We start from the raw sequence: 25,446 nt of genomic DNA, 5'->3' as shown, positions 1-25,446 counted from the left end.
CACGCACTCACCATCTCCCAGATGGATATCTGTTCGATCGGCGAGGCAACTTTTCCAGCTTAGCTCAACCATCGGACCCCAACCAAATCGGGGTCTCGGTCGAACCAGTGTGATCGTCAGGCGCTCCCCGTACAACCTCGTTGTCCCCTTGCCTTTCGGCCCGGGGTTGGTGTCCGTGTCGCTCTGACCTGGAATAAGTTACGTGGCGGTTGATTCCATGTCAAATCGCCTGGTCAGGAAGGCGTTTGGGATGTACGACCGGCTACGCCGGGGTGCCCACGCGCTCGACCTGAGCACCCAGCGACCGCAGGTTCTCCACGAAGTGGGGGTAGCCGCGATCGATGTGGAAGACGTCGTGCACCTCGGTGACGCCGTCGGCGACCAGGCCGGCCAGGACCAGACCGGCGCCGGCGCGGATATCCGACGACCACACCGGGGCACTGGACAACCGCGGGATGCCGCGCACCACGGCGTGATGTCCGTCGGTGCGCGCGTCCGCACCCAGGCGGATCATCTCCTCGACGAAGCGGAACCGGGCCTCGAAGATGTTCTCGGTGATCATCGAGGTGCCGTCGGCGATGGTCGCGAGACCGATCGCCATCGGCTGCAGATCCGTCGGGAAGCCGGGGAACGGCAGCGTCGAGAAATTCACCGCCCGCGGCCGCTCGGGCTGCTCGACCCGAAAACCGTTGGGCTCGAAGGTAACTCGTGCGCCGGCCGAGCGCAGTTTGTCCAGGACCAGCGACAGGTGCTTCGGATTCAGACCGGTGACCCGCACGTCACCCATCGTCATCGCGGCGGCGATCCCCCAGGTCGCGGCCACGATGCGGTCGCCGATGACCTGATGAGTGGTCGGCGACAGCTTGCGCACGCCGGAAATGGTGAGCACCGAGGTCCCCGCCCCGTCGATCCGCGCGCCCATCCGGGTGAGCATCGTGCAGAGGTCGACGATTTCCGGTTCGCGCGCGGCGTTGTCGATGACCGTCTCACCCTCGGCGAGTACCGCGGCCATGAGGATGTTCTCGGTCGCTCCGACCGAGGGGAAGTCCAGCCGGATCCGCGCACCCTGCAACTCGTCGGCGCGGGCGACCAGGCAGCCGTGTTCGATTTCGCTGGTCGCGCCGAGCAACCGCAGTCCGGCCTGGTGCATATCGAGCGGACGGGATCCGATCGCGTCTCCGCCGGGCAGCGCGACGACCGCACGCTTGCAACGCGCCATCAGCGGCCCCAGCACACAGACCGAGGCGCGGAACTGAGTGACGGCCGGGAAATCGGCATGGTATTTCGGTTCGGCCGGGGTCGTGATGGTCACCACCGAACCGGCCACGGTGACATCGCAGCCCAGACCCCGCAGGACCTCGGCCATCAGCGGCACGTCGAGAATGTCCGGGCAGTTCGTGATCGTCGTCGTACCCTCGGCCAACAGGGCAGCCGCCATCAACTTCAGGACGCTGTTCTTCGCGCCGCCCACCGCGACCTCACCGACCAGTCGACTACCCCCGGTCACCAGAAACCGTTCACTCACGGGGGTCAGCCTAACGGGAGGTCTCGTCGGTCGCGGCCGGTCCGCCGGTCTCCGATCCCCCGGGTTGCCACAGCACATCACCGTCGGGGTTGGCCACCCGGGCGAGGATGAACAGCAGATCGGACAGGCGATTGAGGTACTTCGCCGGCAGCACGCTGATGTCGTCGGGGTGGGCGTCCACGGCCGCCCACGCCGCCCGTTCGGCTCGGCGCGCCACGGTGCGCGCGGTGTGCAGCAGCGCCGCCAGCGGGGTCCCACCGGGCAGGATGAACGAATTCAGCGGAGCCAGTTCGGTATTGAACTCGTCACACCACCGTTCCAGGCGGTCGATATAGGACTGGGTGATCCGCAGCGGTGGATATTTCGGATCCGCCACGACCGGCGTCGACAGGTCGGCACCGGCATCGAACAGATCGTTCTGCACCCGCCGTAGCACCTCCGCGATGCGCGGCTCCGGTTGTCCGAGCGCGATCGCGACGCCGAGTGCGGCGTTGGTCTCGTCGCAATCGGCGTAGGCGACCAGCCGGGGATCGGTCTTGGGCACCCGGGAGAAATCGCTGAGGCCGGTGGTGCCGTCGTCACCGGTCCGGGTATAGATCTTGGTCAGATGCACACTCATTGCTGATGACCACCTATGTCTGGGTCAACGTCCCGGGCGCCGCCGGATCCGTTCGGAGGGCCGCGATTCGACCCAGGACAGGAATGCCGTCAGTGCCGGACGGTCCAGGGCCAGTTCGTAGCTGCCGTCCCCGTCGGAGACCGCGATCACGACGATGTCGTCGGTCATGATGTCGTATTCGTCGCCCACCGGAGAACGCCGATCGACCACTTCGATACCCGACCGCCGGATGGTCGAATCCGGTCCGACCTTCAAGCTGGTGAGTTTGTAGAAGACGAGCCGGGATTCGCCGTAGCGAATCAGACCGTGCCGCCAACCCTGGCCGCCCTGCGCCGGCAATACCCGCAGAATCGCCGCGGTACCACCCTTGCGCAACATGACCAGGCGATACAGCGACACCAGCGCCACGCCGACCAGCAGCAGCACCAGAATGATCAGAAGCACCATCCCGGTCCGCAATCCAGGTCCGTCCCTTCGCTTCGCCCCTGTGCCGTCGCAGGCGCCGTGCCATCCCGAACATGGCCGCTCCCGCAGCGAGTCTACAAAGCACAGCATCGCGGCAGACAGCCGGTACATCCGTTCCACAAACGAGGATATCGGGCGATTCGCCGATACGGCGGAAGGTGATCGGAGGCACACTCGCCCAACGACATTCGAAACCCGCCGCGGTTGCCTGCGACCAGGTCCGCGACGGGCTCCGTTTCGGGCGCGCCGGTGCTCACCCCATGCTGAACGGCGCACCCCACACGGTCACCACGGCCAACGCGCGGCCGGTCCCGATCTCCGCGGTCACGAACGACCGCGCCTGCGCGTAGCCACCACATCCGTTCACGGCGAAGGTCTCATCGGTCCACGCGACACTGGCGTGCGGCCCGGAGACCTTGTTGTAGTTCTTGTGCGACTCCTGGCCGTAGTCGTCCGGCATTTCCAGGTCCAGCACGGAATGGGCTGTGGCCTGGCCCGGGCCGAGGACCAGGGTTTCGGTATCGCCCAGCCCCGCCTGCAACGCGCTCAGCGGATTGCCGCTGTCACTGGGAAGCTGGACGCCGGCCGACTCCTCCTCGTCCGATTCGAGCGAACTCAGATTCACCTGGCAACCGACGACATAACCCGGTGCGAGCTTGATCGTCGGTTTCGCTCCGGAGGCGGTTTCCACATCGGCGACCGCGCGTCCGGTGGTCCACACGTTGCGGTGCAGCGGGGTGGCGGCCATCGACCCGCTGATTTTCGCGGATTCGCCCTCGATGCTCAGATGGACGACGGTGCCGTCCCCGAGTGTCCGGGTGATCGTGCCGCCGGGCAGCGGGATGAACGTATCGGCATGCGCCGCTCCGGTCGGGCACAGCCCCAGCACCGCCAGCGCCGCGCCGGCCACGGTGGCACATCTCATCGTCGACAGGCCGAACATGCGATCCCCTTCGTGGTAAGCGAAACAACCTCGCCTGGAATGGATTCGGTCGGCAGGCGGTGTCAGCCGAGGCTGAACGGCCGGCCGTACAGCGTCGTCTTCGCATAGTCGACGCCGATCTTCTCCACCACCGTGAACTGCCGGGCCTGCGCATATCCCCCGCAGCCCTGAATCTCCATCGAGTAGTCCTGGTAATTGATGTAGTAGCGGCCCGACTCCGGCATCTCCAGATAGTCGATCGCGACCCACTTCACCTGCCCCGGCGCCAGGGGCAGGGTCAGCCCGCCCGACAACGCCGGTCCCGACTGGGTCACCGCCGCGCCGACGGAGGCGCTCAGATCACCGATGGAAACCTGACATCCGACGATGTAGCCGACCGTCATCTGCGACGCGCCGTGGGTGGAGGAATCGTTGGTGCCGGGATCATTGGTGGCGCCGTTGTTCGGTCCGACCACACCGGGCGGGGTATCGATGTCGACCGCCACATTGCCGGTGACCCACGCGGTCCGGCCGGCACCGTTGGCCGCCAGTGACGGCGAAATGATCGCGCGCTCACCGGTACTGCTGATGTGGATTCCCGGACCGTCGATCTGTCCGTCGGGCAGCGGCACCGTGGTGTCGGCGACCGCCGTTGCCGAAGACCAAACATCAACGGCCACAAGGTAAGTCATCGCCACGGCGACCGTCCGCACGGCCCGGGACGAGATGGATGCCAGAAACTTGCTCATTGACCCCTCGCTCATCGACGCGAGGCCGCACACAACACAGAGAACGCGGCCAAGCTCTACGCACTGAACCGTGAACTGGTGATACCGAGAAGAACACCGCAAATGCTGTGATGTAGCTGGGGAGAAAACTACACGAAAGAGCGCGCAAACAGAGCGAGACACGAAACGCCGTGTGGCGGTCCGGAATATCCGGACCGCCACACGGTTTCGCTATTCGGTTGTGCCCGCGGGCATCCGAGTCAGGCGCTCATCGCCTCCACCGCGCGAATTCGCGCGGTCGCCGCATTCTGATCCTGCTCGGAGGCATTCGGATCGGCCAGCACCGCACGCGCCGCATCGACGTCGATATCGCCGGCGAATTCCGCCGACTCGGCGAGAATCCGGACCGCCTCACCGGTGCACGAGAAGAAACCGCCGTGCACAGCCGCGACGATCCGCTCGCCCTCGGTGCTGTCGATGGTCACGATCCCGCCCTCGACCAACTGGCCGAGTACCGGCTCGTGGCCGTGCAGAATACCGATCTGACCCTCCGTAGTCTGGGCGCTGACGAAGCTCGCCGTGCCCGACCACAGCCGCCGCTCGATGGCGACCAGATCAACTGACATATCCGCCATGGTGGACTACTTCCCGGCGATCTTCTTCGCGGCCGCCTCGACGTCGTCCAGGCCACCGCAGGAGTTGAACGCCTGCTCCGGCAGGTGGTCGAACTCGCCCTTGCAGACCCGATCGAAGTCGTCGATGGTCTGCTCCAGCGGCACGACCGAACCCGGCTGACCGGTGAACTTCTCGGCCACGATGAAGTTCTGGCCGAGGAACTTCTCCAGACGACGCGCCCGGCCGACGAGGACCTTGTCCTCCTCGGAGAGCTCGTCCATACCGAGGATGGCGATGATGTCCTGCAGTTCCTTGTACTTCTGCAGGATCCGCTTGACCTCGTTGGCCACCGCGAAGTGCCGCTCGCCGACAATAGACGCCTCGAGGATCCGACTCGTCGAGGTCAGCGGGTCGACAGCGGGGTAGATACCCTTCTGCGAAATCGGGCGGGAGAGCTCGGTGGTCGCGTCCAGGTGGGCGAAGGTGGTCGCAGGCGCCGGGTCGGTGTAGTCGTCGGCGGGGACGTAGATCGCCTGCATCGAGGTGATCGAACGACCACGGGTCGAGGTGATGCGCTCCTGCAGCTGACCCATCTCGTCCGCCAGGGTCGGCTGGTAACCGACGGCCGAAGGCATACGACCCAGCAGGGTCGAGACCTCGGAACCGGCCTGGGTGAACCGGAAGATGTTGTCGATGAACAGCAGCACGTCCTGACCCTGCACATCGCGGAAGTACTCCGCCATGGTCAGCGCGGACAGCGCGACGCGCATACGGGTCCCCGGCGGCTCGTCCATCTGGCCGAAGACGAGGGCGGTGTCCTGAAGGACGCCCATCTCCTCCATTTCCAGGTGGAGGTCGGTGCCCTCACGGGTGCGCTCACCGACGCCGGCGAACACCGACGTACCGGAGAACTCACGCGCGATACGGGTGATCATCTCCTGGATCAGAACGGTCTTGCCGACACCGGCACCACCGAACAGGCCGATCTTGCCGCCCTTCACGTACGGGGTCAGCAGGTCGATGACCTTGATGCCCGTCTCCAGGATCTCGGTCTTACCCTCGAGCTGGTCGAAGGCCGGCGGCTGGCGGTGGATGCCCCACTGCTCGCCGTCGCGGCCCAGGCCGGGGGTGTCGAGGCAGTCGCCGAGGGCGTTGAAGACGTGGCCCTTGGTGACGTCACCGACCGGGACCGAGATCGGCTTGCCGGTGTCGGACACCGGCACACCGCGGACCAGGCCGTCGGTCGGCTGCATCGAAATGGTGCGGACGATGTTGTCGCCCAGGTGCTGCGCGACCTCGAGGGTCAGGGTCTTGGCCACCGACGGCAGCGTGACGTCGGCGTGCAGCGCGTTGAACAGATCAGGAATGGCGCCACGCGGGAACTCGACGTCCACGACGGGGCCGTTGACCCGGACGACGCGGCCTGTGCCAGCGCCCGCCCGGCTCGTGTTTTCTTGGGTGACAGCTGCGGTCATTTGTCTTCTTCCGTGGGGGCTTAATCGCGGTCCGAGCTTGCAGCCAGCGCGTTCGCGCCGCCGACGATTTCACTGATTTCCTGCGTGATGTTGGCCTGCCGGATCGAGTTCGCCTCGCGGGTCAGGGTGTTGACCAGCTCGGTGGCATTGTCCGTGGCAGCCTTCATTGCGGTGCGGCGCGCGGCCGACTCCGACGCCGCGGCCTCGAGCAGCGACGCGTAGATGCGGGTGTTGATGTACTTCGGCAACAGGGCGCCGAGCAGCTTGTCCGCATCCGGTTCGAACTCGTAGAGCGAGGTGATCTTCGCGTCCGGAGAGTCGGTCAGCATGTCCTCACCGAGCTCGAAGTTCTCGTCGACGAAACTCACCTGGATCGGAGCGAGGCGGCGGACCTCGGGCACCTGCGACAGCATCGAGACGAAGCGGGTGTAGACGATGTGAATCTCGTCCACGCCCTCGATCGTTCCGGCGCCGTTCGGTGCTTCCACCTCGCCCTCGGAACCGGCCATGAACACGTCCACCAGGTGGTGGCAGGCGGCCGAGGCATCGGTGTAGTGCGGCTGCTGCGAGAACCCGGTCCACGAACCGGCCACCGGACGGTTGCGGAAGGTGTAGTACGTGAGGCCCTTGTTGCCCATCACGTACAGCACCGGCTCCTTGCCCTCGGAACGCAGCGTGGTCATCAGCTCCTCGGTGCGCTTGAGCACGTTGGAGTTGTAGCCGCCACACATACCGCTGTCACTGGTGATCACCAGGATGGCGGCACGCCGCGGATTCGGCCGCTCGGTGAGCAGCGGATGGTTGAGATTCGACGAGGCGCCGGCCAATTCGCCGAGCACCTTGGTGATCTCCTCCGCGTACGGTTTCGCGGCGGCCACCCGAGCCTGGGCCTTGCTGATTCGCGAGGTCGCGATCAGTTCCTGAGCTTTGGTGATCTTCTTGATCGAGCTCACACCACGAATACGGGAGCGCAATTCGCGCAAGCTTGCCATCAGCGGTTCACACTCCCTGCAGTATCTGATTGCGGCATGGCGCGGGCCGCTACGTGGTTACGCAAGCTGCCTCCTTCGCGCCCATCGCGCATGCCGCGCGTCGACTTGGTCGCAATCATCGGACCCGGCTTACTTCTCGACGTGCTTACGGGTGACCGACAGCGACTCGACCTCTTCGTGATCCAGCTCGCCGGCCTCCGCCTCGTTGACCACACGGCTGCCGTCGGAAGCGAGGAAGCCCTGCTTGAAGCGCTCGGTCTCGGCCTTGATCGCCTCGGCCGGCTCACCCTCGAGCTTCTTGGCACCGCCCTCGAGCGCGTCGAACGCGCTCTGCACCTTGTTGTGCAGGTGCTCGAGCAGCTCGGCGTTGAAGCGCCGGACGTCGCCGACCGGCACCGAGTCGAAGTAACCCGCGTCGACCAGGAAGATCGAGACGATCTGGTCCTCGACCGGGACCGGGGAGTACTGGTCCTGCTTGAGCAGCTCGACCCAGCGCGCACCGCGCTCGAGCTGCGCCAGGGAGGCCGCGTCCAGGTCGGAGGCGAACGCGGAGAACGCCTCGAGCTCACGGTAGGAGGCCAGCTCCAGACGCAGCGAACCGGCGACCGCCTTCATGGCCTTGGTCTGCGCGGCGCCACCGACACGGGAGACGGAGGTACCGACGTTGATGGCCGGTCGCACACCCTTGTTGAACAGGTCGGACTCGAGGAAGACCTGGCCGTCGGTGATGGAGATGACGTTGGTCGGAATGAACGCCGAGATGTCGTTGGCCTTGGTCTCGATGATCGGCAGACCCGTCATCGACCCGGCGCCCATCTCGTCGGACAGCTTCGCGCAACGCTCCAGCAGCCGGGAGTGCAGGTAGAAGACGTCACCGGGGTACGCCTCACGGCCCGGCGGGCGACGCAGCAGCAGCGAGATGGCGCGGTAGGCCTCGGCCTGCTTGGACAGGTCGTCGAACACGATCAGGACGTGCTTGCCCTGGTACATCCAGTGCTGGCCGAGCGCGGAACCGGTGTAGGGCGCGAGCCACTTGAAACCGGCGGAATCCGAGGCGGGGGCCGCAACGATCGTGGTGTACTCCATCGCGCCGTGCGCCTCGAGCGCGGACTTCACGCCGGCGATGGTGGAACCCTTCTGGCCGATCGCGACGTAGATGCAGCGCATCTGCTTCTTCGGATCGCCGGACTCCCAGTTGGCCTTCTGGTTCAGGATGGCGTCGATGCAGACCGCGGTCTTACCGGTCTTGCGGTCGCCGATGACCAGCTGACGCTGGCCGCGGCCGATGGCGGTCAGCGCGTCGATGGCGGTGATGCCGGTGGCCATCGGCTCCTCGACCGGCTGGCGTTCCAGCACGGTCGCGGCCTGCAGCTCCAGCACGCGGCGCTCGTCGGCCTCGATGTCGCCCAGGCCGTCGATCGGCTGGCCCAGCGGGTTGATGACGCGGCCGAGGAACTTGTCGCCGACCGGCACCGAGAGCACGTCACCGGTGCGGCGGACCTGCTGGCCCTCTTCGATGCCGTCGAACTCACCGAGGATGACCGCACCGATCTCGTCGGGGTCGAGGTTCAACGCGACACCCAGCACACCGCCGGGGAATTCGAGGATCTCGTTGGTCATCGCCGACGGCAGGCCGCTGACGTGCGCGATGCCGTCACTGGTGTCGGTGACCGTGCCGATTTCCTCGATGGAGGTTTCGGGGGTGTAGCTCTGGGTGTAGCTTTCGATCGCGCTACGGATCTCATCGGGGGAGATCGTCAGCTCCGCCATGGTTCTTCCTGCTCTCGCTGTGGTCTGGAATGTCGGGGTGGGTGTGCCGGGCGGAAGGCTCGGCTAGGCCAGGGCCTGGCGCAGGCGCTGAAGTCGGCCGACGGCGCTGCCGTCGATGACGTCGTCGCCGATGCGCACGACGACGCCGGCCAGCAGTGCCGGATCGACCTGCACGTGGACGGTGACCGGCTTGTCGTAGATTCGCTGCAGCGATGCGGCGAGATGCTCCCGCTGCTGCTGCGTCAGGGCCGTCGCCGAACGAACGTGCGCGACGATCTGCTTGCGCAGCGACGCCGCCAGATCGGACAACTGGTCGAAGGCGACGCCGACATCACCGCGCGCCCGGCCGACCGCCTGCTCGGCCAGCTGCATGGTGACGTCTTCGACCTTGCCGGTGAGCAGCCGCGCCAGCAGCTCGCGCTTCGCCGCCGCCGGCTTACCGCGATCGGTGAGCGCCTGCTCCAGCTCCGGGTTGTCCTCGACGGTGCGGCCCAGCCGGAACAACTCGTCCTCGACGGCGTCGATACGTCCGCGATCCGCCGCGGCGCGCAACAGCGCCTCCTGCCCGAGCAGCACCAGGGTGTCGACCAGATCTCGGGTACGAGACCAGTCCTGGGCGACGGCAGTGGTCAGCACGGCCTGAGTGGCCGCGCTGATCTTGCCGCCGAAAACGCGTTCGGCCAGTTCGGCACGCACCGAACTCGACACCGACTTATCCGCGAGCGCCACACGCAGCGAACGCTGGTCGTCGAGCACGGCGACTACGGCGAACAGTTCGGAGCCCGTCGTGGCGGCGACGGAGTCACTCCCGGTGAGTGCGGCCGAAAGAGCTTCCCTCGCACGGGAACTCGCCTCGCGGCTCGCTGCGTACATGCTTCCCACTTTCACTGTGTTGAATTCCGGGGCCCGGAGCGGTCGGATGCCGGTGACTTGCGTCACCGACAAGACCTCTCAGGCGCAGGTTACCTTCCGACCCCGATGCCGGCCTTCTGATCCAGCTCGGTCAGGAACCGATCGATGGACGCCGCCTGCTTGGCTTCGTCCGCCACGGACTGCCCGATGATCTTCTCGGCCAGGTCGACCGCGGTGCGGCCGAGCTCGGACCGGAGCTCGGTCACGATCTGCTGACGCTGCGCGTCGAGCTGGGCGTGACCGGCGGAGACGATGCGATCGGCTTCGGCCTGAGCCTCCGAGCGCAGCTGCGCGAGGATCTGCTGGCCCTGGGTACGCGCTTCCTCACGGATGCGCGCGGCCTCGAGCCGGGCCTCGGCCAGCTGCTGCTGGTACTGCTGCAGGGTTTCCTGCGCCTCGGCCTGGGCGGCCTCGGCCTTGGCCATGCCGCCTTCGATCTTCTCCGAGCGCTCGTCGAGCACCTTCGTCAATCGAGGAACCACGTACTTGTAGAACAGGATCCCGATGACGACAACGCACACCACCGACCAGACGATGTCGTATGGCTCCGGAATCAGAGGGTTCTTGTCCTCTGCATTCTCGGCGAGCAAGTACATGCTGTTCATCGGAATCAGAAGATGAAGCCGGCGACGAGACCGATCAGCGCCAGCGCCTCGGTGAACGCGATACCCAGGAACATGTTGGTCCGGATGGTGCCCTGCAGCTCGGGCTGACGGGCGATGCCCTCGATCGCCTTACCGACGACGATGCCGACACCGACACCCGGGCCGATCGCGGCCAGACCGTAACCGATAGCGCCGTAGCCCTTGACCCGATCCGAGGTCTGGGCGAGTTCGGCGGCCACGTAGGAGAGGCTCATGAGTTTTCTTTCCCTTTCTGTTGCCCACCCGCCCGGCGGCCGGTGGGGCAGTTCTTGTGCGGTCGTGCGGTCAGTGCGAGTCGGCGTGCTGCGCCAGGCCGATGTAGACGGCGGTCAACAGCGCGAACACGTAGGCCTGCAGGAAGATCACCAAGAGTTCGAACAGGGTGAATCCGAATCCCGCGAGCAAGGAGAACGGCGAGAAGATCTTCATCCACGAAGCGGCGTCGAAGAGGAAGAACTGGGTGGCGCTGAAGAACAGCACCAGCATGATGTGACCGGACAGCATGTTGGCCATGAGTCGGACGGTCAGCGTGAACGGACGCAGGATGAAGGTCGAAATGAACTCGATCGGAATCAGCAGCACGTGCAGCGCGACCGGAACATTCGGCACGACGATGGACGAGCGCATGTATTTCCAGAAGCCGTACTTGCGAATACCCACGTAGTTGAACGCGATATAGGCGATGACTGCGAGCACCAACGGCATTCCGACGCGCGCGTTGGAGGAGATGTTCAAGAACGGGATGACACTGGAGAAGTTCAGGAACAGCACCGTGAAGAAGATCGTGGCGATCAGCGGGAAATACCTCCGGCCGCTTTCCTTGCCGAGTACCTCCTCGCAGATCTGCTCACGAACGAACAGCAGACCGATTTCCGCGATGTTCTGCAGACCCCGGGGTACGAGGCGCGGGCTCCGGAATGCGAGCAACATGACCGCGACCAGCACTGCCGCCATGATGATGCGAATCAGCATCAAACGGTCGAGCTCGAAAGGCGTCCCCTCGAACAGCACAGCCGGAGGGAAGAAGTCTTGCAGCGAAGGCGCGTGGAACTCGCCCGCCAAAGTGGTGACGCTCAGCGTTCTCTCCCGTGTTCGGGCCGCGGGACATGTTCCATCCCGCGGTTCGATCGGACATTGACGATCAGGTGGTCGACTCAGGTCGGCTCGAAGTTCGTCAGCAGCTGCGCGGGTAAGTCCCGCCGTGGCGTCTGTACGTCGGCGACATCGTCGACGGTGCAGGGCCGGGACTTCTCACCGAAGGTCCGGCACGGCAGTAAGCATAACCTCTCGCACCGGCGACGATGCGATCGGCCCCGTGGACCGGCTGCTTACGGTAAAGAGTTTACCAAGGTGTCTACGACAACGTGTAGGGGGTCGGCTCAAACGTTCGAACGATCTTGGTCCGCGGTGCCCGCCGGCGGGTCGATCACCGGAACGCGTTGGCGCAGAAGTCCGTACGTCTCGGCCCCGAGAACGATCAGCAACGCCCCCACGACGGTCAGGAACAAGGTGCCCGGGCTGTAGAAATCGAACTGGTGCAAGATCGCCACCACGACCATCACGACCAGAATTTTCCCGATCCAGCTCGCCAGCATCACCATGCCCTGAATGCCGGAATCCAATTTCGCGCTGAACAACACCAGCGCCGCTGTGGTGAGAATGAAGAAACCACCGATCGCGGATCCGATGAGCGCGCCCCAGAAACCGGCCCAACCCGCGACGACCGAGCCGGCGACGACCGAAACCACCACCAGCACGCACAATCCGGCGATGCCGTAACGCAGCGCTGCCCGAAGCGGGGCGTCGGGGTGAAATTCAGGTGCCGTGCTCACGCTCGCCTACTTTACCCGTTCCTTACTTGCGGCGGCCGCGGAGCCCGACGACCTCACGCAACGATGGGACGGCCGTCACAACCAGGGCGAAAACCAAACCGGCCGCGAACAGCAGGACCACTACCCGCCGGTCCATCAACGAGGTTCCGACCGCCGCGAAAGCGAGGACACCGACCCACAGATAGATCAACAACACCACCCGGCGATGAGAATGGCCGATCTGCAACAACCGATGGTGCAAATGCATTTTGTCCGGCGTGGAGAAACTCACACCCGCGCGCACCCGGCGCACGATCGCCAGCACCAGATCCAGCACCGGAATGAACATCACCGCTCCCACCAGCAACAGCGGTGACAACAGACCCACGATGTCGCGCGGCCCGTACCCGGTGAGCGGAATCCGGCCCGAAGCGCCGGTCGATACGGCCGCCAGCAGCAAGCCGATCAACATCGAACCGGAATCGCCCATGAATATTCGCGCCGGATTGAAATTGTGTGGCAGAAATCCCAGACAGCCACCTGCCAGGGCCGCGGCCAACAGGGCCGGCGGATAGCCGTCGGTGGCGCCGCCCTGCTGATAGAGCAAACCCACGGTGAATACGAAGACCGCGGCGGCGGCGATCAGGCCCAGTCCGGCGGCCAGACCGTCCAGGCCGTCGACGAAGTTCATCGCGTTGATCATGGTGACGGTGATCGCCACCGTCACCACACCGCCCTGCAACTGATCGAGCACCACCGTGGTGTTGCTGAACGGGTTGTAGATGGCCACCCAGCTCAGCCCCATCACCGCCATCACGCCGGCGGCGGTGATCTGGCCGACGAACTTGGTCAGCGCGTCCAGGCCCCAGCGGTCGTCGACGATGCCGACCAGCACGATCAGGGTGCCCGCGACCAGCACCGCCGGAATATCGCGGGGATAGTCGAATCCCCGGCGCAGCGCGGGCAGCTGGTGCGCGAACAGCACCGCGGCCAGCACGCCGAGGTAGATGCCGACACCACCCATCCGCGGGATCGGCTCGAGATGGACGTCACGATCGCGCGGGACCGCGATGGCGCCGAAGCCGATGGCCAGCACTCGGATTCCACCGGTCGACAGCATCGTGACCACCGCGGACACGAGCAGGACCAGGAGCAGCTCGCGCAGCGGTACGACCGCGCCTTGACTGAATACCATCTACCAGGCCGTCACCGGGTGGTCTCGGGCGCGAGTTCGTCCGGCGACATCCCCAGTACCTCGGCCACCTGGGGCACCGTCACCGCGCCGGCGCGCAGTACGCGCGGGCGATCACCGGTCAGATCCACGATGGTGGAGGGTACGCCGTGCTCGGCCGGACCGCCGTCCAGGTACACGCCGACGAGATCGCCGAGCTGATCACGGGCCTCGGTCACGGTCGTCGCGGGCGGCTGTCCGGATACGTTCGCACTCGACACCGCCATCGGACCCACCTCACGCAGCAGCTCCAGCGCGATCGGATGCAGCGGCATGCGCAGCATCACCGTGCCGCGGGCGTCGCCGAGATCCCAGGCGAGCGAAGGCGCCTGCTGCACAACGAGACTCAGACCACCGGGCCAGAAGGCCCGGATCAGATCGCGAGCGCGCGGCTGCACGGAGAAGACGAGTCCGTCGATGGTGTTCCACGAGCCCACCAGGACCGGTACCGGCATGTCACGCCCCCGTCGTTTGGCTGCCAGCAGGGCGGCCACGGCCGCGGAATCGAACGCGTCCGCGGCGATTCCGTAGACCGTATCGGTGGGAATGACGGCCAGCCGTCCGGATTTCAAGGTGGTCCGCGCGGCGGTCAATCCGGCGGCACGAGAATCGGGATCGGAGCAGTCGTAGACGGTACTCACGGCGGTGAGTCTATTGAATGTGTCTCACGGCACTCGCCCCGGCGTCCGGGCGGGCGCGGCGGCCCAGTACAGGGCCACCGCGGGGGCGGTTCAGCGCCGGTATCCGGCCATCAGTTCGTGTGACCAGGCCGGCTGCCGGACCGCACCGCGCGGGGCGAATTCCGACAGGTACGGCTTGATATCGAGAACGGGTGTCCCGTCGATGGCGTCGAGGGCCGGACGGTAACGACCAGTCCGGCGACAGCAACCAGCTGGCACACCTCTTACGCCGATCCGATCAGGACGCGCCTTTCCGCGCTGGGCGAAAATGCCGACCCGCGGCCATTCCGGATTTCCGCGCGGATGCCGGGCACCCGGATGAATGTCGGAATCGTCCACCCGGTCGAAAAACGTAGACCACCTCGATATGCGAGAACTCCTCGATTCCGAACAATGCGTCGGCGCCGAATTCCGAGACGATGGTGGACCTGATCGCATCCCAATCGTCGTCCAGGGGTTCGGTTCTCGGTGATCGGACTCGCCCGATCGGATTCATGGTCAGCACCCACCGCGTTATCCGCGGTGCCCGGTGGCGGGACTACCGTTCGTTCCGTCGCGCCGCGACGAACCGCGCCCGTCCGGTGAGATCTGGATGTTCGACGATGTCGACGAACCGTCCGGTGCCGTCGAACAGCGCGGCGACCTGGGAACCGTGCGAATCGTCGTGTTCGACCGCGGTGACGCCGCCGGGCCGCAGCAACCGGGCGATGGTGGTGATCATCGGCGCGATCACCGACAGTCCGTCGGGACCGCCGAACAACGCCAAGTGCGGATCGTGGTCGGCCACTTCGGGATCCAGCGCCGCATCGACCGGGATATACGGCGGATTGGCGACGACCACGTCGACGCGGCCGTTCAGCTCCGCGAGCACCGCGGGATCGGTGACATCGCCGGCGTGCAGGGTGATGGGTGTATCACCTTGCGCCGCTCGGCGATCCGCATTGCGCCGCGCCCACGTCCGCGCTACCGGGTCGAGTTCGACGGCATGCACGACGGCATCGGGCCGGGCGTGGGCGATCGCCAGTGCGAGCGCGCCGGATCCGGTGCACAGGTCCACCACGATCGGCGGATGCCCGTGCCCGGCGGCTTCCAGCTGCGCGAGCGCCCAGGCGAAGACCAGTTCGGTTTCCGGACGCGGAACGAAAACGCCCGGCCCGACTTCCAGGTCCACCTCCCCCATCGACGCCACACCGGTCAGATGCTGCAGCGGCACCCGGTCGGCGCGGCGCGACACCAACGCCCGGAACCGCTCGAGCTGTTCGGTGGTGACCATCGGAATCAGGGCCAACCGCGGCCGCTCGACCTCGAGAATGTGCGCGGCGAGGAATTCGGCATCGGCCTGCGGGCTGTGCACGCCCGCCGCCGCGAGGCTGCGAGCCGCTTCGAGGATCGCCGGCCGCAGCGGCACTCGACTCGTGCCCGCGTCCGCGCGCGTATCGCCGATCAGTGGAGGCCTCGATTCTTGCGTTGCGGACCGCTCCCCGCGGCCCGGTGGGCGACGTTACTCGGCGGCGAGCCGGGCCGCCCGGTCGGCTTCACCGAGCGCGTCCAGCAATGCGTCGAGGTCACCGTCGAGGACCGAATCGAGGTTGTGCGCCTTGAACCCGATGCGGTGATCGGTGATGCGGTTCTCCGGGAAGTTGTAGGTCCGGATGCGCTCGGAGCGGTCGACGGTGCGGATCTGCGAGGCGCGCCCCGCCGCGGCGTCGGCCTCGGCCTGTTCCTCGGCCAGCGCCTGCAACCGGGCCGAGAGCACCTGCATGGCGCGCAGCTTGTTCTGCAACTGAGAGCGCTCGTTCTGGCAGGTGACCACGATGCCGGTGGGCAGGTGGGTGATGCGGACCGCGGAGTCGGTGGTGTTGACGCCCTGACCGCCCTTACCCGAGGAGCGATAGACGTCGATGCGCAGATCGGATTCGTCGATCTGCACCTGCTCGACCTCGTCCGGTTCGGGATAGATCAGCACACCCGCCGCCGACGTGTGGATGCGGCCCTGCGATTCGGTGACCGGCACCCGCTGCACCCGATGCACCCCGCCCTCGAACTTCAAGCGGGACCAGACGCCGTCGCGGCTGGGCTCACGGCTCTTGATCGAGAGGGTGGCCTCCTTGTACCCGCCCAGGTCGGACACGTTGGCGTCGAGAATCTCGACCTTCCAGCCGTGCCGTTCGGCGTACCGGATGTACATGCGGGCCAGATCGGAGGCGAACAGCGCCGACTCCTCGCCGCCCTCGCCCGATTTCACCTCGAGGACGACATCGTCGGCATCGTGCGGATCGCGCGGGGCCAGCAGATCGGTGAGCGTCTTCTCCAGCTCCTCGACCTGCTGTTCCAGCCCGGGCACCTCGGCCGCGAACGACGAGTCGTCGGCGGCGAGTTCGCGCGCCGCGGCCAGATCGTCGCGGGCGGCGCTGAGTTTGGTGTAGGTCGACATGATCGGCGCCAGCTCGGCGAACCGCTTACCGACGCGACGGGCCTCGGCCGGATCGTTGTGCAGCGCCGGATCGGAGAGCTGCGTCTCGAGGCCTGCGTGTTCGGCGAGGATGTCGTCGATGGCGGATGGGGCCGTGATCTTGTCGGCCATGGCGGTTCTGCCTCCTGCGGGGAGCGAGTATTCGGGTACCAGAAACACGCCAACGCCCGGCCTGCGCGGGGCAGGACGGGCGTTGGCGGGGTAGCTACTTGGCTTCCGAACCCTCGGCCTTCTTGGCGCGCTTGCCGTAGCGGGCCTCGAAGCGGGCGACGCGGCCGCCGGTGTCGAGGATCTTTTGCTTGCCCGTGTAGAACGGGTGGCACTGCGAGCAGACCTCGACGGTGATGTGGCCCGACTCCTTGGTGCTGTGAGTCTGGAAGGTGTTGCCGCAACCGCAGACAACGGTGGTCGGCACGTATGCCGGGTGGATTCCTGCCTTCATGGGTGTCCTCTCGATATGGCCCCGGGTCGCCCGAGCCCACGGCGGAATCTGCCGTGCTGCCTTGATGGACGTGAACCGGAACCGACTAGGCGGGATGGTCTGCCGATCGCAGACGCACCGACGGTCCAGTATGCCAAACCGCCGACATGCACGCACAACGCACCCCTGGGCGGGATTGTTCCCGGTTCCGGAGACGCCGGTATTCCCGGCCCAAGGAAGTAGCGGCACGCGGATCGGCGGCACTCGAGTCAGGCTGAAAACGAGTAGTCGGCTACTCGCGAATATGAACAGCCTTGTTCGTAGATTCGTTGCAGGAGTAGGGACCTACGCCGATCACACCGACGACACTCGAGGACGAACTGTGAAATTCCAGGCCACGAGGGGGGCGACGAGGTCCAGATCGCCGGCCACGCCGGTCCTCCCCCGCCCGCTTCGCGTACTGCCGGGGGGTAGGCACGCGAAAGAGATCTACGCCGCGAGCACCCTGATCACGCTGGCACTGCTGGTGGTGATCGGCGGCTTCACGGCCGGCGGCGAACCGCCCACCGCCACCGTGGCGGCCCCGGCGGACCCGAATCGAACCTACGAATTCGCCGCCACCGCGGTATCCACCGGATCGATCACCGGGGCCACCGCGCTGATACTCATCGTGCTGATCACCGGCGCCGCGGTGGTCGGCCTACTGTTCTATGCGCCCCCGCCGGCCCGCCGCGACGACCCGGCTCCGGAAAAGCACGACGCGGCGGCCGCGCCCAGGAGCGCGAACCGCCGCGAGGTGTGTACGACCGCCCTTATTCGTCCAGAGCGCCGGGCGCGGTCTTCGAGACCGTCATCAAGAATTCGACGTTGTTCTTCGACTTCTTCAATCGGTCGATGAGCAGGTCGATCGCCTGCTGCGAGTCCAGACCGGACAGCACTCGGCGCAGCTTGTGCACGACCGCCATCTCGTCGGGCGACATCAGCAGCTCGTCGTGACGGGTGCTGGACGGGTTGATGTCGACGGCCGGGAACACGCGCCGCTCGGCGATCTTGCGATCGAGCTTGAGCTCGGCGTTACCGGTGCCCTTGAACTCCTCGAAGATCACCGTGTCACCGGTCGAGCCGGTCTCCACCATGGCGGTGGCGATGATCGTCAGCGAGCCGCCGTTCTCGATGTTGCGGGCCGCGCCGAGGAACCGCTTGGGCGGGTACAGCGCGGTCGAGTCCACACCACCGGAGAGGATGCGGCCCGAGGCGGGCGACGAGTTGTTGTACGCCCGGCCCAGACGCGTGATCGAGTCGAGCAGGACGACGACGTCCTGACCCATCTCCACCAGTCGCTTGGCCCGCTCGATCGCCAGTTCGGCGACCGAGGTGTGATCGCTCGGCGGCCGGTCGAACGTGGAGGCGATCACCTCGCCGCGCACCGAGCGCTGCATATCGGTGACCTCTTCGGGACGCTCGTCCACCAGCACCACCATCAGGTAGCACTCGGGGTTGTTGGTGGCGATCGCGTTCGCGATGTCCTGCAGGATCGTGGTCTTACCGGCCTTCGGCGGCGACACGATCAGGGCGCGCTGGCCCTTACCGATCGGCATGATCAGGTCGATCACACGGGTGGTCAGCTTGTTCGGAGTGGTCTCCAGCCGCAGCCGCTGATTCGGGTACAGCGGGGTCAGCTTGTTGAATTCCGGCCGGCGCTTGGCGGAGTCCACGTCGGAGCCGTTGACCGTGTCCAGCCGCACCAGCGGATCGAACTTCTGCCGCTGATTGCCCTGCTCACCCTCGCGCGGGGCCCGGACGGCACCGGTGATGGCGTCACCGCGGCGCAGACCGTTCTTGCGCACCAGGTTCATCGACACATAGACGTCGTTCGGGCCGGCCAGGTAGCCGGAGGTGCGGACGAACGCGTAGTTGTCCAGCACGTCCAGGATGCCGGCGACCGGCTGCAGGACGTCGTCCTCGCGGATCTCGACCTCGCGGCCCTCGCCGCCCTCCCGATCGCGGCCGCCGCGGCGGCGTTCGCGGAAGCGACGGCCCCGGCGGCCGCGGCCGCCTTCCTCGTCGTCACCGCCCCGGTCGCCACCACGAGGGGCGCCGTTCTGGTTGGACTGGTTCTGACCGGACTGGTTGCGGTCGCGACGCCGCTCACCCGAGTCCTGTTCACCCTTGCCGTCGCCCGAGGTTTCCGACCTCGGCTCGGCCTTGGTGTCGGCGCGGTTGTCACCACCGCGGTTGTCACCACCGTCGCCCCGCTGGTCCCGACCGCGACGCTGACGGCCGCGACCGCGCTGGCCACCTTCGCGGCCGGACTCCTCACCCGAATCGGCCGGGCGCGCAGCGGTTTCCGCGGACTCGCCCTTGGCGGGAGCGGATTCGGCGGCGACCTCGTCGAGGGTCTGCTGCTGACCGCGCGCGGCGCCGTTGCGACCGGACTTCGCCTCGTTCTTGGCGCGGTCCTTACCCGCGGTCTCAGCGGCCTTGGCCGTCTCGTTCTTCGCTGCCGCACCGGATTCGGTGGCGGCGCCGGCGGCGGACTTCGCGGCGGGCTCGGAGCCCGCGGGCGCGGCCGCATTCGTTTCGGCGGATTTCGCATCGCCCCGGCCACCGCGCGCGGCTTTGCCGGAGGCGGCCTGATTCTCCTTGATGGCGGCGATGAGATCGCCCTTACGCATCCCGGATGTGCCTCGGATACCGAGCTCTCCGGCAAGCGCACGCAACTGCGGCAACAACATTCCAGTCAGCCCCGATCGTGCGACGTCGGTGTGTTCGCTCATCTTCGAAATCTGTCCGGAGTCACTTTCGCGGCTGTCCGAGGGATTAGCAGTGGTGTCCACCCCGGGTGTCGCGAGCAGGTCCGTATCTGTCACGGAGATCCTTTCCTTCCCTCGATTGCCGTGTGCATATTCGAGGGTTCGTCCCGAAGCCCGATCACTGTGCCGAGCTCGGTTGCCGTATCGCCTGCCCCGCCGGACCGATGGACTCACCACCTGGTCACGGCCACCGGTTCATTGAATGGGAGTGATCATTCCAGTCGCTGTCCCCGACGTCGAGGTCGAAGTCCCGAGTGATTCGAGCCCCCGAGCCACCGAGCCTGAGCAAGGAGCCTGCTGGAGCGATTGCCCTGATGAAGCACCGGCGTCTGACGCGCACGATGTACGGACGTGCCCAGGATAGCTCTGTCTGATCAGGTCAGCAAGGCAGCCACGCCGTCAATCCACCCGCACGCCCGCGGAAATATCGGGTTCGACCACCCGCAGACCGTCCTCTGCGGCGAGTTTGCGCAGGTCGTCCGGAAATTCTTCGGTGCCCAGCGCCAAGATGGTCGGTCCCGCACCCGACACCATGGCCGCGATGCCGGCGGTCCGCAACCGGGTGATCCAGGCCGTGGTCAGCGGCAGTGCCGAGGCCCGGTAGCCCTGGTGCAGGCGGTCCTGGGTCGCGGGCAGCAGCAGATCCGGGTGCTCGGTCAGGGCGACCACGGCCAGCGCGGCCCGGCTGACGTTGAACGCGGCGTCGCCGTGCGGCACCATATCCGGCAGCAGCCCACGGGTATGCGCGGTCGAGGACCGCTCCTCCGGGATCAGCACCGTCGCACGCAAGCGGGGATGCGGTTCCAACCGCACCGCGCGGTAAACGCGCTGGTGGTGCTCGGCGGAGCTGTTCGCGTCGAGTTCCCCGGCACGGTCCGATTCGGTCCAGGAGACGACGATGCCGCCCAGCACGCTGGCGGCGGCGTTGTCCGGATGACCCTCGAATTCCGAAGCCAGTTGCACCAATTCGGCGTCCGAACCGGTCAGCGACGGATCGAACTCGGCAGCCAATCCGCGCGCGGCGGCCAACCCACCGACGGCCGCGGACGCGGACGAACCCAGGCCGCGCGAATGCGGAATCACATTGCGGCACACCACATCCAGGCCGTCGGCCCACAACCCGGCCGACTCCAGCCCGCGCTCGATCGCGCGCACCACCAGATGCGAAGGGCCCCAAGGTACGTCGTCGGCGCCCTCACCCTCCACTCGGATAGTAAGCCCGGAATCGGTGGTCCGCACGACGATTTCGTCGTACAACCCCAAAGCGATACCGAGCGAATCGAAACCGGGACCGAGGTTGGCGCTGGAGGCCGGCACCCGCGCGGTAACGGTGATACCGGGCGGGAGCGTCCGCGTCATCAACTGACCTTCGCGCGAACTCAACTCAGGCCAACTCGAGCTCGCGCGCCACCGCCACCGGATCCACCGCGATCGGCTGCACCTGCGGCATGCCCAGCAGCGCGGTGTCGGGATCCTTGAGACCGTTACCGGTCACGGTGCAGACGACGGTCAGCCCGGAATCGAGCCAGCCCTCCTTGCGCGCGGCCAACAGCCCCGCCACGCTCGCCGCCGAAGCGGGTTCCACGAAGACCCCCTCGGTGCTCGCGACCAGGCGGTACGCGGCCAGGATCTCCTCGTCGGTGGCGGCCCGGAAGGCGCCGTCGGACTGCTCCTTGGCGGCCACCGCACCGTTCCAGGACGCCGGTGCGCCGATCCGGATCGCGGTCGCGATGGTTTCGGGATCCTTCACCGGCGCGCCGTTGACCAGCGGCGCGGCACCGGCGGCCTGCACCCCGAGCATGCGCGGACGGCTCGTGGTGATGCCGTCGGCGTGGTACTCGCTGTAGCCCTTCCAGTACGCGGTGATGTTGCCCGCGTTGCCGACCGGCAGCGCATGCACGTCGGGAGCCCTGCCCAGCGCATCGCAGATCTCGAAGGCCGCGGTCTTCTGGCCCTCGATGCGGGCCGGGTTGACCGAGTTCACCAGGCCGACCTCGGGGAAGTCCGAGGTGACCTTGCGGGCCAGCTCCAGGCAGTCGTCGAAGTTGCCCTCGACCTGAATGATCGTGGCGCCGAGCATGACCGCCTGCGCGAGCTTGCCCATCGCGATCTTGCCCTGCGGGATCAGCACCGCGCAGTGCATGCCGGCGCGAGTGGCGTAGGCGGCGGCCGAGGCGGAGGTGTTACCGGTGGAGGCGCACAGCACCGCCTTCTGACCGCGCGCCTTGGCGTCGGTCATGGCCATGGTCATCCCGCGATCCTTGAAGGATCCGGTCGGGTTCAGACCCTCGACCTTGAGATACACCTCGCAGCCGGTGAGCTCGGACAGGTGGTGCGCGGGCACCAGCGGCGTACCGCCCTCGTACAGGGTGACCGGCTCCCAATCGGCGCCGACCGCCAGCCGCTCCCGATAGGCGGCGATCAGCCCCGGCCACGGGGTGTGCACGGCCCCGGCCGACAGCGGCGCTCCTGTCTGACTCATTCCTCGGTGCCTTCCAATCTCAAAACGCTGGTCACGGACGTGACGGAATCCAACTCGGCAAGTGCTGCCACCGTATCGGCCAGCGCCGACTCCGGTGCGTGGTGGGTGACCACGACCAGTCGGGCGCCCTCGTCGTGCCCCTCCTGGCGGACCGTCGAGATGCTGACACCGTGCTCGGCGAATTTGCCGGACACCGCCTGCAGAACCCCGGTGCGGTCGGCAACCTGCAGATTCACGTGATAGCGGGTCGGGATGTCGCCGATCGGCGCGATCGGCAGCTCAGCATAAACCGATTCACCCGGTGCGCGGCCACCGTAGAACTTGTTCCGGGCTGCCATCACCAGATCGCCCATCACCGCGGAGGCGGTCGGCGCACCACCCGCGCCCTGGCCGTAGAACATCAGCCGGCCGGCGTTCTCCGCCTCGACCACGACCGCGTTGAACGCGCCGTTCACCGCGGACAGCGGATGCCGCCGCGGGATCAGCGCCGGATAGACCCGCACCGACACCCGGTCCTTACCGGCCGGGGTGCTGCCGGGTTCGCCCGGTGCGGCGACGGCCGAGCCGTCCATCGACAACCGCTCCCCGCCGGGCATGCGCTCGCAGATCGCCAGCAGCTTGACGGTGCAGCCGACGGCGGCAGCGGTTTCCAGGTCTTCCGCCGTGATCTTCGAAATGCCCTCGCGGTACACATCGGCCGCGGTGACGCGGGTGTGGAAGGCCAGCGAGGCCAGGATCGCGGCCTTCGCTGCGGCGTCGTAGCCTTCGACGTCGGCGGTCGGATCGGCCTCGGCATAGCCCAGGCGGGTGGCCTCGGCGAGGGTGTCGGCGTAGTCGGCGCCGGTCTCGTCCATCGCGGAGAGAATGAAATTCGTTGTGCCGTTGACGATTCCGACCACCCGGTTCACCCGGTCACCGGACATCGACTGGATCAGCGGACGCACCACCGGAATGGCGCCGGCCACCGCGGCCTCGAAGTACAGATCGGCGCGGCTGCCCTCGGCCGCCGCGGCCAGTTCGCCGGTGTAGTCGGCCAGCAGGGCCTTGTTCGCCGTCACCACCGACTTACCGCCGTGGAGCGCGGCCAGGATCAGCTTGCGGGCCGGATCGATTCCACCCATCACCTCGACCACGAGATCGACATCGTCGCGGGCTACCAGCGCCTCGGCATCGGTGGTGAGCAGTTCGGCGGGAATCCCGCGGTCGACGTCGAGCCGCCGCACCGCGACGCCGCGCAGCACCACTGGCGCCCCGACCCGGGACCGCAGATCGTCGGCGTGGTCACGCAGGATGCGCACCACCTCGGTACCGACGTTGCCCATCCCCAGCACCGCCACGCCGATCGGATGTTCCGCCCCGAAACCACCGGCTCGGGCCTGGTTCGTCGCCTCGGTCATGAGTGCACCTCCGTCGCTTCCAGGCTCATCAGATCGGCCACCGTCTCCCGGCGCAGCAGCAACCGGGCCTGCCCGTCCCGGACCGCGACGACGGCCGGGCGGGTCAGCATGTTGTATCGGCTGGCCATCGAATAGCAGTACGCGCCCGTGGCCGCGACCGCAACCAGATCGCCCGGGCCTACATCGGCCGGCATCCAGGTGTCGCGGATGACGATATCGCCACTCTCGCAGTGCTTTCCGACCACTCGCGCGACCACCGGGGCGGCCGCGCTGGACCGGGAGACCAACCGACAGTCGTAGTCGGCCTGATACAGCGCGGGCCGGATGTTGTCGCTCATCCCGCCGTCGACGCTCACGTAGCGGCGCTGGGCGCCGGCGTCGAGGGAGACGTCCTTGGTGGTACCGACCTCGTAGACCGTGACCGTGCCCGGACCCGCGATCGCGCGGCCCGGTTCGACGGCGATGGTCGGCGTGGGCAGCCCGATCTGACCCGCCTCCGCCTCGACCAGGTCCCGGACCTTCGCCGCGAATTCGTCCAGCGGCGGCGGGTCGTCGCTGGGCAGATACGAAATACCCAGTCCGCCACCGAGGTCCAGGATCGCGATCTGCTCGGTGCGCTCCACGCCGAACTTCTCGATGGCATCGCGCAGCAACCGCAGCATGCGGCGGGCCGAGATCTCGAAACCGTCGATATCGAAGATCTGCGAGCCGATGTGGCTGTGCAGGCCGACCAGGCGCAGGTTCTGCGCCTCGAAGACCCGGGCCAACGCCTGCATCGCATCCCCGCCGGCGATCGAGAAGCCGAACTTCTGATCCTCGTGCGCCGTCGAAATGTATTCGTGGGTATGGGCTTCCACGCCGACGGTGACCCGGACCAGGACGTCCTGCACAACTCCGGCGCGGGCCGCCACCGCCTCGAGGCGTTCGATCTCGATCAGCGAGTCGACGACGACGTGGCCGACGCCGGCCGCCACCGCCTGCTCCAGTTCGGCGACCGATTTGTTGTTGCCGTGCAACGCGATTCGCTCGGCGGGGAAGCCCCCGTGCAGCGCGACCGCCAGTTCGCCGCCGGAACAGACGTCCAGGTGCAGGCCCTCGTCGCGCACCCACCGCGCGATCTCCCCGCACAGAAATGCCTTGGAGGCGTAGTGGACCCGCGCGCCGGGACCGAAGGCCCGGACCATATCGCGGCACCGGGACCGGAAATCGTCCTCGTCGACCACGAACAGCGGGGTACCGAATTCGGCGGCCAGCTGCGTCACCGGCACTCCGGCCAGCCGCACCACCCCGTCGGCGTCGCGCGAGGCGTTGCGCGGCCAGACCTTCTCGGGCAGGTCGATCATCTCGCGGGGGACCGCGGGCCGCTCCGGTAGGTTGGGAGCATGGGGGATCTCGGCGTGCCGAGGTCCCGCCGGATGCGCACTCACAATAATTCCTTCCTCACACGATCGCCGGGCCCGCGGCGTCCGTC

Annotated in this window: 25 protein-coding genes; all 25 read right to left on the bottom strand. The window is 66.9% G+C overall.

What is annotated here, in order from left to right:
- Positions 1-262: 262 nt before the first annotated feature.
- The 25 genes from murA to lysA all read right to left on the bottom strand — a co-directional run bounded on the left by murA (position 263) and on the right by lysA (position 25,402).
- The gene (gene murA, locus ON37_RS05820; RefSeq protein ID WP_040717585.1) at positions 263-1,525 is read right to left on the bottom strand and encodes a UDP-N-acetylglucosamine 1-carboxyvinyltransferase; all 1,263 of its coding nucleotides are present in this window, start codon (positions 1,523-1,525) and stop codon (positions 263-265) included.
- 10 nt (positions 1,526-1,535) lie between these two features.
- Complete coding sequence (locus ON37_RS05815; RefSeq protein WP_040717582.1) at positions 1,536-2,144, bottom strand: cob(I)yrinic acid a,c-diamide adenosyltransferase; 609 nt, start codon at positions 2,142-2,144, stop codon at positions 1,536-1,538.
- A gap of 24 nt (positions 2,145-2,168) precedes the next feature.
- Positions 2,169-2,591 (bottom strand): DUF2550 domain-containing protein, encoded by a 423-nt coding sequence (locus ON37_RS05810; RefSeq protein WP_040717577.1) that lies wholly within the window; start codon positions 2,589-2,591, stop codon positions 2,169-2,171.
- Between the two features lie 271 nt (positions 2,592-2,862).
- On the bottom strand, positions 2,863-3,552 hold the full coding sequence (locus tag ON37_RS05805; RefSeq protein WP_040717575.1) for an MspA family porin: 690 nt from the start codon (positions 3,550-3,552) through the stop codon (positions 2,863-2,865).
- A gap of 62 nt (positions 3,553-3,614) precedes the next feature.
- Positions 3,615-4,280, bottom strand: coding sequence for an MspA family porin (locus ON37_RS05800; protein ID WP_083892748.1), 666 nt, complete (start codon positions 4,278-4,280; stop codon positions 3,615-3,617).
- Between the two features lie 239 nt (positions 4,281-4,519).
- Positions 4,520-4,894, bottom strand: coding sequence for a F0F1 ATP synthase subunit epsilon (locus tag ON37_RS05795; RefSeq protein WP_040717572.1), 375 nt, complete (start codon positions 4,892-4,894; stop codon positions 4,520-4,522).
- A 6-nt stretch (positions 4,895-4,900) separates the two neighbouring features.
- Complete coding sequence (gene atpD / locus ON37_RS05790) at positions 4,901-6,349, bottom strand: F0F1 ATP synthase subunit beta (RefSeq protein WP_040717569.1); 1,449 nt, start codon at positions 6,347-6,349, stop codon at positions 4,901-4,903.
- Between the two features lie 20 nt (positions 6,350-6,369).
- The gene (locus ON37_RS05785; protein WP_040717567.1) at positions 6,370-7,341 is read right to left on the bottom strand and encodes a F0F1 ATP synthase subunit gamma; all 972 of its coding nucleotides are present in this window, start codon (positions 7,339-7,341) and stop codon (positions 6,370-6,372) included.
- 129 nt (positions 7,342-7,470) lie between these two features.
- A complete protein-coding gene (gene atpA, locus ON37_RS05780; RefSeq protein ID WP_040717564.1) occupies positions 7,471-9,111 on the bottom strand; it encodes a F0F1 ATP synthase subunit alpha in 1,641 nt (546 codons plus the stop codon).
- Positions 9,112-9,174: 63 nt separating this feature from the next.
- A complete protein-coding gene (locus tag ON37_RS05775) occupies positions 9,175-9,984 on the bottom strand; it encodes a F0F1 ATP synthase subunit delta (RefSeq protein ID WP_040717606.1) in 810 nt (269 codons plus the stop codon).
- An 89-nt stretch (positions 9,985-10,073) separates the two neighbouring features.
- Positions 10,074-10,628 (bottom strand): F0F1 ATP synthase subunit B, encoded by a 555-nt coding sequence (locus ON37_RS05770; protein WP_039776814.1) that lies wholly within the window; start codon positions 10,626-10,628, stop codon positions 10,074-10,076.
- A gap of 5 nt (positions 10,629-10,633) precedes the next feature.
- Positions 10,634-10,882, bottom strand: a complete 249-nt coding sequence (locus ON37_RS05765; protein WP_025347580.1) for an ATP synthase F0 subunit C — start codon at positions 10,880-10,882, stop codon at positions 10,634-10,636.
- A gap of 70 nt (positions 10,883-10,952) precedes the next feature.
- The gene (gene atpB / locus ON37_RS05760) at positions 10,953-11,729 is read right to left on the bottom strand and encodes a F0F1 ATP synthase subunit A (protein WP_083892749.1); all 777 of its coding nucleotides are present in this window, start codon (positions 11,727-11,729) and stop codon (positions 10,953-10,955) included.
- Between the two features lie 317 nt (positions 11,730-12,046).
- Positions 12,047-12,499 (bottom strand): Cg1360 family ATP-synthase-associated protein, encoded by a 453-nt coding sequence (locus tag ON37_RS05755; RefSeq protein ID WP_040717555.1) that lies wholly within the window; start codon positions 12,497-12,499, stop codon positions 12,047-12,049.
- A gap of 22 nt (positions 12,500-12,521) precedes the next feature.
- On the bottom strand, positions 12,522-13,673 hold the full coding sequence (locus ON37_RS05750; RefSeq protein WP_040717553.1) for an MraY family glycosyltransferase: 1,152 nt from the start codon (positions 13,671-13,673) through the stop codon (positions 12,522-12,524).
- Positions 13,674-13,684: 11 nt separating this feature from the next.
- On the bottom strand, positions 13,685-14,350 hold the full coding sequence (locus ON37_RS05745) for an L-threonylcarbamoyladenylate synthase (protein ID WP_040717552.1): 666 nt from the start codon (positions 14,348-14,350) through the stop codon (positions 13,685-13,687).
- Positions 14,351-14,440: 90 nt separating this feature from the next.
- Positions 14,441-14,827, bottom strand: coding sequence for a TrmO family methyltransferase domain-containing protein (locus ON37_RS34620; protein WP_373281984.1), 387 nt, complete (start codon positions 14,825-14,827; stop codon positions 14,441-14,443).
- Positions 14,828-14,927: 100 nt separating this feature from the next.
- A complete protein-coding gene (prmC, locus tag ON37_RS05735) occupies positions 14,928-15,797 on the bottom strand; it encodes a peptide chain release factor N(5)-glutamine methyltransferase (protein ID WP_083892747.1) in 870 nt (289 codons plus the stop codon).
- Positions 15,798-15,890: 93 nt separating this feature from the next.
- Entirely contained in the window at positions 15,891-16,973 is a 1,083-nt protein-coding gene (prfA, locus tag ON37_RS05730) for a peptide chain release factor 1 (protein WP_040717549.1), read from the bottom strand.
- 94 nt (positions 16,974-17,067) lie between these two features.
- Positions 17,068-17,304 carry a 50S ribosomal protein L31 gene (gene rpmE, locus ON37_RS05725; protein WP_030518286.1) on the bottom strand — a complete coding sequence of 79 codons (237 nt, stop codon included), beginning with the start codon at positions 17,302-17,304 and terminating at the stop codon, positions 17,068-17,070.
- 791 nt (positions 17,305-18,095) lie between these two features.
- Positions 18,096-20,153 carry a transcription termination factor Rho gene (gene rho, locus ON37_RS05720; RefSeq protein WP_040717548.1) on the bottom strand — a complete coding sequence of 686 codons (2,058 nt, stop codon included), beginning with the start codon at positions 20,151-20,153 and terminating at the stop codon, positions 18,096-18,098.
- 342 nt (positions 20,154-20,495) lie between these two features.
- Positions 20,496-21,455: a homoserine kinase gene (thrB, locus tag ON37_RS05715; protein ID WP_040717605.1), complete on the bottom strand. Its 960-nt coding sequence runs from the start codon at positions 21,453-21,455 to the stop codon at positions 20,496-20,498.
- A gap of 25 nt (positions 21,456-21,480) precedes the next feature.
- Positions 21,481-22,578, bottom strand: a complete 1,098-nt coding sequence (thrC, locus tag ON37_RS05710) for a threonine synthase (RefSeq protein WP_051031243.1) — start codon at positions 22,576-22,578, stop codon at positions 21,481-21,483.
- On the bottom strand, positions 22,575-23,975 hold the full coding sequence (locus ON37_RS05705) for a homoserine dehydrogenase (protein WP_051031242.1): 1,401 nt from the start codon (positions 23,973-23,975) through the stop codon (positions 22,575-22,577). The genes thrC and ON37_RS05705 overlap by 4 nt, the downstream gene beginning before the upstream one ends.
- Positions 23,972-25,402: a diaminopimelate decarboxylase gene (lysA, locus tag ON37_RS05700; RefSeq protein ID WP_040717547.1), complete on the bottom strand. Its 1,431-nt coding sequence runs from the start codon at positions 25,400-25,402 to the stop codon at positions 23,972-23,974. The genes ON37_RS05705 and lysA overlap by 4 nt, the downstream gene beginning before the upstream one ends.
- Between the last annotated feature and the right edge of the window lie 44 nt (positions 25,403-25,446).

This window comes from Nocardia veterana NBRC 100344 (genome assembly GCF_000308855.1).
Classification (GTDB): Bacteria; Actinomycetota; Actinomycetes; order Mycobacteriales; family Mycobacteriaceae; genus Nocardia; species Nocardia veterana.
The sequence above is the reverse complement of the archived record's forward strand: the minus strand, read 5'-3'. Positions and strand labels throughout refer to the sequence as shown.

Excerpts from the sequence above, each read along its gene's own strand:
- thrC (WP_051031243.1), bottom strand. The coding sequence starts at position 22,578 with ATGAGTCAGACAGGAGCGCCGCTGTCGGCCGGGGCCGTGCACACCCCG.
- ON37_RS05810 (WP_040717577.1), bottom strand. The coding sequence starts at position 2,591 with ATGGTGCTTCTGATCATTCTGGTGCTGCTGCTGGTCGGCGTGGCGCTG.
- ON37_RS05800 (WP_083892748.1), bottom strand. The coding sequence starts at position 4,280 with ATGAGCAAGTTTCTGGCATCCATCTCGTCCCGGGCCGTGCGGACGGTC.
- ON37_RS05785 (WP_040717567.1), bottom strand. The coding sequence starts at position 7,341 with ATGGCAAGCTTGCGCGAATTGCGCTCCCGTATTCGTGGTGTGAGCTCG.
- ON37_RS05750 (WP_040717553.1), bottom strand. The coding sequence starts at position 13,673 with ATGGTATTCAGTCAAGGCGCGGTCGTACCGCTGCGCGAGCTGCTCCTG.
- ON37_RS05705 (WP_051031242.1), bottom strand. The coding sequence starts at position 23,975 with ATGACCGAGGCGACGAACCAGGCCCGAGCCGGTGGTTTCGGGGCGGAA.
- ON37_RS05770 (WP_039776814.1), bottom strand. The coding sequence starts at position 10,628 with ATGAACAGCATGTACTTGCTCGCCGAGAATGCAGAGGACAAGAACCCT.
- atpA (WP_040717564.1), bottom strand. The coding sequence starts at position 9,111 with ATGGCGGAGCTGACGATCTCCCCCGATGAGATCCGTAGCGCGATCGAA.
- thrB (WP_040717605.1), bottom strand. The coding sequence starts at position 21,455 with ATGACGCGGACGCTCCCGCCCGGTATCACCGTTACCGCGCGGGTGCCG.
- rpmE (WP_030518286.1), bottom strand. The coding sequence starts at position 17,304 with ATGAAGGCAGGAATCCACCCGGCATACGTGCCGACCACCGTTGTCTGC.
- prfA (WP_040717549.1), bottom strand. The coding sequence starts at position 16,973 with ATGGCCGACAAGATCACGGCCCCATCCGCCATCGACGACATCCTCGCC.
- ON37_RS05765 (WP_025347580.1), bottom strand. The coding sequence starts at position 10,882 with ATGAGCCTCTCCTACGTGGCCGCCGAACTCGCCCAGACCTCGGATCGG.
- ON37_RS05805 (WP_040717575.1), bottom strand. The coding sequence starts at position 3,552 with ATGTTCGGCCTGTCGACGATGAGATGTGCCACCGTGGCCGGCGCGGCG.
- ON37_RS05775 (WP_040717606.1), bottom strand. The coding sequence starts at position 9,984 with ATGTACGCAGCGAGCCGCGAGGCGAGTTCCCGTGCGAGGGAAGCTCTT.
- ON37_RS05795 (WP_040717572.1), bottom strand. The coding sequence starts at position 4,894 with ATGGCGGATATGTCAGTTGATCTGGTCGCCATCGAGCGGCGGCTGTGG.
- ON37_RS05815 (WP_040717582.1), bottom strand. The coding sequence starts at position 2,144 with ATGAGTGTGCATCTGACCAAGATCTATACCCGGACCGGTGACGACGGC.
- ON37_RS34620 (WP_373281984.1), bottom strand. The coding sequence starts at position 14,827 with ATGCGATCAGGTCCACCATCGTCTCGGAATTCGGCGCCGACGCATTGT.
- atpD (WP_040717569.1), bottom strand. The coding sequence starts at position 6,349 with ATGACCGCAGCTGTCACCCAAGAAAACACGAGCCGGGCGGGCGCTGGC.